This window comes from Kineococcus glutinatus (assembly GCF_039542765.1).
Classification (GTDB): Bacteria; Actinomycetota; Actinomycetes; order Actinomycetales; family Kineococcaceae; genus Kineococcus_A; species Kineococcus_A glutinatus.
In genome coordinates this window covers 1-5,743 of the sequence record NZ_BAABIL010000220.1, presented here as the reverse complement: position 1 = coordinate 5,743, position 5,743 = coordinate 1, and the positions used below count along the sequence as shown (strand labels likewise).

The 5,743-nt window shown below is 75.5% G+C and carries 6 protein-coding genes; 5 read left to right on the top strand and 1 reads right to left on the bottom strand.

What is annotated here, in order from left to right; genetic code table 11:
- The 4 genes from ABEB16_RS09455 to ABEB16_RS09440 all read left to right on the top strand — a co-directional run.
- On the top strand, positions 1–433 hold a 433-nt coding region (locus ABEB16_RS09455; RefSeq protein WP_345712006.1), incomplete at its 5' end, for a zinc-binding dehydrogenase.
- Between the two features lie 214 nt (positions 434–647).
- On the top strand, positions 648–1,778 hold the full coding sequence (locus ABEB16_RS09450) for a CDP-glycerol glycerophosphotransferase family protein (protein WP_345712005.1): 1,131 nt from the start codon (positions 648–650) through the stop codon (positions 1,776–1,778).
- 44 nt (positions 1,779–1,822) lie between these two features.
- A complete protein-coding gene (locus tag ABEB16_RS09445; protein ID WP_345712004.1) occupies positions 1,823–2,923 on the top strand; it encodes a CDP-glycerol glycerophosphotransferase family protein in 1,101 nt (366 codons plus the stop codon).
- Positions 2,924–2,955: 32 nt separating this feature from the next.
- On the top strand, positions 2,956–3,621 hold the full coding sequence (locus tag ABEB16_RS09440; protein WP_345712007.1) for a phosphocholine cytidylyltransferase family protein: 666 nt from the start codon (positions 2,956–2,958) through the stop codon (positions 3,619–3,621).
- A gap of 43 nt (positions 3,622–3,664) precedes the next feature.
- On the opposite strand, the gene ABEB16_RS09435 is transcribed toward ABEB16_RS09440, so the two are convergent.
- Positions 3,665–4,312, bottom strand: coding sequence for a VOC family protein (locus ABEB16_RS09435; RefSeq protein WP_345712003.1), 648 nt, complete (start codon positions 4,310–4,312; stop codon positions 3,665–3,667).
- A 168-nt stretch (positions 4,313–4,480) separates the two neighbouring features.
- Here ABEB16_RS09435 and ABEB16_RS09430 point away from each other — a divergent pair, with 168 nt between their 5' ends.
- A complete protein-coding gene (locus ABEB16_RS09430; RefSeq protein ID WP_345712002.1) occupies positions 4,481–5,638 on the top strand; it encodes a baeRF2 domain-containing protein in 1,158 nt (385 codons plus the stop codon).
- The last annotated feature ends 105 nt before the right edge of the window (positions 5,639–5,743 follow it).

Here is a 5,743-nt window from a genome sequence, read left to right as displayed (position 1 = left end):
GGTGCTGGCGGCCGCGGGGGCGCCGGCGGTGGTGGCGGAGGCGGTGCGGGAGGCGACGGGCGGCGGGGCGCACGTGTCGGTGGACGCGGTGGGCGCCGCGGCGGCGTGCGAGGCGTCGGTGCTGGGTCTGCGGGCGCGGGGCCGGCACGTGCAGGTGGGGTTGCTGCCGGCGGCGGCGGGGCGCCCGCAGCTGCCGCTGGAGCGGGTGATCGCCCTGGAGCTGCAGGTGCTGGGCAGCCACGGGATGGCGGCGCACGACTACCCGCGGCTGCTGGGGCTGGTGGCGGCGGGGCGCTTCGACCCGGAGGCGCTGGTGTCGCGGGTGCTGCCGCTGGCGGAGGGGGGCCGGGCGCTGGCCGAGTGCGGGGCGGCGACCACGCCGGGCATCACGGTGCTGGACCCCGGGCTCGACCCCGGGCCGGACGCCGGCTGAGCACCTCCTGAGCACCCCCTGGGCACCACCCGGGCCCGGCGGGCGGTCGCGGTCACCACCCGGACGGCCCCACCCGGCCGGGTGCTGTGCCCGCACGGACCGCACCGACGGTCACGGCGGCCGGTCCGCGTCCGCCATCATGGCGGGACGACCTGTCCGGCGAGCCACAGCGAGGTGCTGCGCGGCAGCAGGAACCCGATCGACGAGGAGACGCATGGAGATCGTCTACAACAGCTACGGGGGTCGGTTCTCCGACAGCCCCCGGGCGGTGTACGAGGCGCTGGTGGCGCGCGGTGCCGAGGCGGGCCACACGTGGCTGTGCGCGCCGGAGCACGCCGCGGCCTTCCCGGCGGGGGTCCGCACGGTGGCCCCGCACACCCCGGCGTCCCGCGCCGCGCTGGAGGCGGCCGACGTGCTCGTCGCGAACTACGGCACCGAGCGCGGCTGGCGCAAGAAGCCCGGCGCCCTGCACCTGCAGACCTGGCACGGCACGCCGCTCAAGCGCATCCACAACGACGCGCTGACGATGCCCGACGGCCCGCTCGGCGACGACGACCACGACGTGCGCTCCTGGGACGTCCTGCTCTCCCCCAGCGCGGCGGCGACGGAGCCGCTGCGGGGGGCGTTCCGCTTCCCGGGCCCGGTGCCGGAGACGGGTTACCCGCGCAACGACGTCCTGAGCGCCCCCGACCGCGAGGAGCGGCGGGCCGAGGTGCGCGCGGCCCTGGGCGTCCCCGAGGGGGTGCGGGCCGTGCTGTACGCCCCGACGTGGCGCGACGACGTCGTCGACGTCGAGGGCCGGCGCGACTTCGAGCTGCACCTGGACGTGCGCCGCTTCGCCGAGCGCCTGGGCGGGGACCACGTGCTGCTGCTGCGCCTGCACTACTTCCTGTCGGGCCGGCTGGGGCGCCTGGACGTGCCGGGGGTGCTGGACGTGTCGGGCCACCCCGACATCGCCGACCTGTTCCTGGCCGCCGACGTCCTGGTGACGGACTACTCCTCGGCGATGTTCGACTTCGCGATCACCGGCAAGCCGATCGTGTTCTTCGCGTACGACCTGGCGCACTTCCGCGACTCGCTGCGGGGTTTCTACTTCGACCTCGAGGCGATCGCGCCGGGCCCGCTGCTCGCCACGAGCGAGGAGGTCGTCGAGGCGGTGGCGGACCTGGACGCGGTGGCCGCGCGCCACGCGGACCGGTACGCGGCCTTCCGGCAGAGGTTCTGCCACCTGGAGGACGGCCGCGCCACCGAGCGGGTCGTCGACCTGGTCATGTCCTGGCGGCACCGCGGGGCGGGGGCCGACGTGCCCGGCCCGCGCGGGGCGGCGTCGTGGGCGGCGGTCTGACCGTGGGGTGGAGCCGCGGCCCCGGTGCACCCGGCGGGAGGAGGATGCGGATCGTCTACCACAGCTTCGAGGGGCGCTACTCGGACAACCCGCGCGCCGTGCACGAGGCGCTGCTGGCGCGCGGCGACGACGTCGAGCACGTGTGGCTGTCGTCGCCGGCGCACGCCCACGGGTTCCCCGAGGGCACCGCGACGGTGCCCTACGGGGGCCAGGAGTGCGTGGACCTGCTGGAGTCCGCGGACGTCGTGGTGTCCAACACCCACATCGACCTGGAGTGGGAGAAGCGCCCCGGCACGACATACCTGCAGACGTGGCACGGCACGCCGCTGAAGACCATCCACCACGACGTGCTGTTCGCGCCCGAGGGGCGGCTGGCGCGGCTGGACCGCGACGTGGCGCGCTGGGACGCGCTGCTGTCGCCGAACGCGGCGAGCACGCCGCACCTGCGGCACGCGTTCCGCTGGACCGGCCGGGTCGAGGAGACCGGCTACCCGCGCAACGACGTGCTCAGCGCACCGGACCGCGAGGAGCGGCGCGCGCGGGTGCGCCGGCAGCTCGGCGTCGCCGAGGACGCCACCGCGGTGCTGTACACGCCCACGTGGCGCGACGACGACCTGTTCGGCGACGGCCCGGACTTCGCGCTGCGCCTGGACCTGGAGCGGTTCGCGGAGCGGCTGGGGGGCAGCCACGTCCTGCTGCTGCGCCTGCACTACATGGTGTCCGGGGCGCTGGGCACCGTGGAGGTGCCGGGCGTGCTGGACGTGTCGTTCCACCCGGACATCGCGGACCTGTACCTCGCCGCGGACGTGATGGTGACGGACTACTCCTCCACCCAGTTCGACTTCGCGGTGACGGGGCGCCCGATCGTGTACTACCCGTACGACCTGGACCACTACCGCGACGACCTGCGGGGTTTCTACTTCGACTTCCCGGCGCTGTGCCCGGGCCCGGTGGCGGCCGGCACGGACGAGGTCCTCGACGCCGTCGCCGACGTGCCCGCGCTGGCGCGGGAGCACGCCGAGGACCTCGCCGCGTTCCGGCGGACCTTCTGCCACCTCGAGGACGGTCGCGCCACCGAGCGCGTCCTCGACCTGTTCCTCCCCCGCCGCACCGGCGGGGGCCAGCCCACGAGGAGGAGTGCGTGAGCGACGTCCAGGCGGTCATCCTGGCCGCGGGCATGGGCACGCGGCTCGGCCGCCCGATGCCGAAACCCCTGACCCGGCTCGACGAGGGTCGCACGATCATGCAGCAGCAGGTGGACAACCTGCGCTCGGTGTTCGGCGGGTCGGTCCGCATCACCGCGGTGGTGGGGTTCAAGGCGACCCTGGTGATGGAGGCGCAGCCGGACCTGCTGTTCGCCTACAACGCCTTCTACGACAGCACCAACACCTCCAAGAGCCTGCTGCGGGCCCTCAGCACCTCCGCCGAGGGCGGGGTGCTGTGGATGAACGGCGACGTGGTGTTCGACCCGGCGGTGCTGGAGGACCTGCGGCCCCGGATCGCGGAGGACGTCAGCACGGTGTGCGTGAACCACGACGCGGTGGGCGAGGAGGAGGTGAAGTACACCGTCGACGCCGACGGGTTCGTGCGGGAGCTGTCGAAGACGGTGACCGGCGGTCTCGGCGAGGCGGTGGGCATCAACTTCGTGGCCGCCCGCGACAAGGCGCTCCTGGTGGAGCAGCTGGGTCGCTGCGCGGACACCGACTACTTCGAGCGCGGCATCGAGCTGGCCGTGCAGGAGCGCGGGATGCGGGTGCGGCCGCTGGACATCTCCCGCCGCTTCGCGGTGGAGGTGGACTTCGAGGAGGACCTGGCGCGGGCCAACCAGCACCACCCGGCCTGACCCGGCCGACCCGTCCGACCCGGCCCGTGGGGCGCCGCCGCGCTCAGATGCGGACGGTGCCCCGCGGGCCGGTGAAGACCGCGCTGCGCAGCCCCGCCCCCTGGCCCGGCCCGACGGGCAGCCAGGTGAAGTCCAGGTCGCGGACGGCGCACTCCGGCGACAGGCCCAGCCAGGAGCGGACGCGGTCGCGGACCCCGGCGATCTCCAGGCCGGCCAGCCGGGTGCCGCCGGCCAGCGCCATCGAGGAGGGGTGCAGGACGGGCGGGGAGTCCCACTGCAGGAGCATGGGCAGCTGGGGGTCCTCCAGCAGGCCGGGGACGCCGATGTGGCGCCAGGTCAGCTCCACCCCGTCGGGCCGGCGGCGGGCGCCGACCTCCGAGGGCATGCCGAGGCGCTGCTCGAAGCGGGTGATGTCGTCGACCTGCACGACCCAGGTGAACCAGCCGCCACCCGCCTCGGAGCGGCGGCGCACGGCGCGCCCGAAGGGCACCTTGTCGGCCACCGGGTGGTCGAGCACCTCCACGACCTCGACGTAGCAGCGCTCCGACAGCGGCAGGACGACGTTGCGGGTGCCGAAGCCCGGGTGGGGGCCGCCCTGCACGACGCGCACGCCGAGCGCGGCGGCCAGGCGCCGGGCGGTGGCCTCCAGCCCCTCGGGACCGGCTGCATACCCGACGTGGTCCACGCGCATGCGGGGGATGCTCCCAGACACCCCGCGGCGCTCCGTCACCGCCCGGTGCCGCTGCGTCCGCGCCGGCACGGGGGACGGTGCGGGAGGCGGCGCGCCGGCCGCCGTTTGGCGCCCGACGCCGGAGGGTAGGCCACCTAGGACGGAGAGTTCCGATCGAGGAGGATCGCCGTGAAGCTGGACTGGCTCAAGCCCGCCACCGAGGACGCGGGGACGTACGTCTCCCTCGTCTTCGACGCGACCCGCAACGACGAGACGGGTGCCCACGAGATCGACCTGCGCTGGCAGGACGCGCGCACCCAGCTCGCCCGGGCGGGCGCCCCCGCCGCCGCCCTCGACGCCGTCGGGGAGGTCGCGGTGCAGCCCACCGGCGTGGGCGGGCGGGTGGGGCGAGCCGTCGTGGCCACCGCCTCCGGCATCGTCATCGACCGGTTGCTGCCCTCCCCGCCGCTGCGGGAGGAGTCCACGGCCGGGCCCGTGCCCAACCTCATGCCGCTCGTGCGCTCCCTGGCCCACGACGTGCGCTACGTGCTGGTGGAGATGGACCGCGCCGGCGCCGACGTCACCGTCGCCCACTCCGACGCCCCCGGCACCGCCGAGGAGCAGACGGTGGAGGGGGACCACGACCTGCTGCACAAGGTGCCCGGCGGCGGCTGGGCGGCGCTGCGCTACCAGTACGCCGTGCAGGACTCCTGGGACCACAACGCGGCCACCGTCGCCGAGCACCTGGACAAGCTCGTCGCGCGGGAGAACCCCGAGGCGGTCTTCGTGACCGGCGACACCAAGGCGATGCACTCGCTGCGCAGCAAGGCCAGCCAGCGGGTGCTGGCGCTGGTGGAGGAGGTGCCCGGCGGCAGCCGGCACGCCGGCGTCAAGGAGGAGGTGTTCGAGCGCAACCTGGCCCAGGCGCTGGAGGGGGTGCGCACCCGGCGCCGGGACCGCGTCGTGGAGCAGTTCGAGCAGGAGATCGGCCGCACCCGCACCCTGCAGGGCCCCAGCTCCACGGGCGGGCGCGGCCTGGCGGTGGAGGGCCTGACCGCGGTGGTCGACGCGCTGCGCCGCAGCCAGGTGCAGGTGCTGCTGCTGCGGGACGACCCGACGTCCACGCTGCGGCTGTGGACCGGTTCGGACCCGCTGTGCCTGGGGGCCTCCGCGGAGGAGGTGCGGGCGCTGGGCGAGCCGGACCCGGTCGAGGTGGCCGCCGACGCCGCGCTGGTGCGGGCCGTGGCCGCCTCGGACGCGGAGATGGAGCTGGTGGCCGAGCGCCCGGACGCGGCCCAGGGCATCGGCGCGCTGCTGCGCTACGCGGACCCCTCGACGCCGCAGTGATGGTGCGCTGACGCCGCCCCGGCCCGCGGGGCGCACGGGATCCGCGGGCCGCGGCGTCAGCGGGCGAGGGCGACGAGCACGGCGTCGGCGTCGGCCGTGCCCGCG

Bases quoted from the DNA above. Each gene is read 5' to 3' on its own strand.
- ABEB16_RS09435 (WP_345712003.1), bottom strand. From the start codon at position 4,312: ATGCGCGTGGACCACGTCGGGTATGCAGCCGGTCCCGAGGGGCTGGAG.
- ABEB16_RS09445 (WP_345712004.1), top strand. From the start codon at position 1,823: ATGCGGATCGTCTACCACAGCTTCGAGGGGCGCTACTCGGACAACCCG.
- ABEB16_RS09450 (WP_345712005.1), top strand. From the start codon at position 648: ATGGAGATCGTCTACAACAGCTACGGGGGTCGGTTCTCCGACAGCCCC.
- ABEB16_RS09440 (WP_345712007.1), top strand. From the start codon at position 2,956: ATGGGCACGCGGCTCGGCCGCCCGATGCCGAAACCCCTGACCCGGCTC.